The 1,530-nt window shown below is 29.1% G+C and carries 2 protein-coding genes; both read right to left on the reverse strand.

The window, feature by feature from the left end; all coding sequences use genetic code 11:
- The coding region (gene rnhA / locus AC30RD_RS05650; protein WP_489493363.1) for a ribonuclease HI at positions 1 to 401 on the reverse strand (401 nt) is incomplete at its 3' end.
- Entirely contained in the window at positions 379 to 1,395 is a 1,017-nt protein-coding gene (locus AC30RD_RS05655; protein WP_489493364.1) for a tetratricopeptide repeat protein, read from the reverse strand. The genes AC30RD_RS05655 and rnhA, both read right to left, overlap by 23 nt.
- Positions 1,396 to 1,530 lie beyond the last annotated feature (135 nt).

Raw genomic sequence — 1,530 nt, forward strand, 5'->3', positions numbered from 1 at the left:
TCCTCTTTTGCAATTTTATCACATATCTCATTTTCTTTGTGACCGCTATGTCCTTTTACCCAATATGCCCTGATTTTATGGGGTTTTGCATATTTCAAAAACTCTTTCCATAAATCTACATTTTTAACTTTTTTAAAATCTCTTTTAACCCAATCATCCAACCACTTATTTATTGCGTTAACTACATAGTTTGAATCGCTGTAAAGTTCTATTTCGCAAGGCTCTTTAAGTAGCTTTAAAGCCTCTATTACCGCTTTTAACTCCATTCTGTTGTTTGTTGTTTCTCTCTCACCGCCTTTTACTATTTTTTCGCGATTTTTATATCTAAGAATTGCGCAATATCCGCCAGGTCCTGGATTTCCAAGAGAAGAGCCGTCACTAAATAGATATATTTTCTTCATTAACATCTCTTTTTTTTGTTAGGATAAACTCCGCATATGCACCCTTTGGAGTTAAGCAGTTAGGACATCTATAAAAGGGAATCGGAAATATATTTTTACATTTTACGCAAAAATATTCAAAGTCTAAAGTGGCTATATCTTTTTTTAAATTTATCAAAACATCAAATTCAAAAATTTTGCTCTCTTTTGATATATCTATATATTTTTTTGCGCTATATAGATCTGATAAAAATCTATCTTTTTTTACCCTATCAAAATCTATTTTATCCTTAGGCAAAGACCATAAAATATCTCCAATTTTTACAAAATCCTCTTTTCTTAAATTTTCCCAAGCGGTTTTTGGAGAATTTTTAAAAAGATATTCAAAAATTAACCTAACAAGACTAGGCTCTTTTTTATAAATATCTATTAATTCATCATAATTTGTAGTAAAACCTTTAACAAGAGTTAAAGCTTTAAGATAATAGCTCTCAATCTCTTCTGCACCACTTTCTTCTAAGGACTCCAAAACCTCTAAAGCTCTTTGATACTGTTGCAATTTTTCATAAATAACCATTAGATATTTTAAGGCTTCCTTATCTCTTGGGAAAAATTTTAAAACCTCTAAAAAAATCTCTTTAGATTTGGCTAAAAAACCTATTTTAAAATAGATAAAGCCGAGCTTTTTTAGTAAAAGCTGTTTATCTTCTATTTTTTTACAAGTTTTTGAAAGATTTAAATATATAGCGATTGCCTTTTCAAAATCGCCGCTTTTTTCATAAGCTGTCGCAAGAAGTAAAAAAGCCTTTTTCGTATCTTTTTCGTTTTGAATATTTAAAATCTCTTCATCAGCATTCTCTTCAAATTTGGAAAAAAATCTGGCAATTTCGCTCTCTTGTTCTTTTTTTTTATAATATGCCCACCAGTAACTAAAAAAAGAAACAATAAAAACGAGAATTAAAAAAATCAATATCCCAAAAAGCGGATCTCTATATTCAAGCAAAAAATTATCCAAATACACCCTCGATATTTTTATTAAATAATTATACAATTAAAAAGTAAAATTGATATTAGATATTAGACATTGGACATTGGACATTGGTAAATGGGAATTGGGAATTAGGAATTTGGAATCGAATCCTCTCTTACC

The sequence above is a fragment of the Nitrosophilus sp. genome (assembly GCF_982775275.1).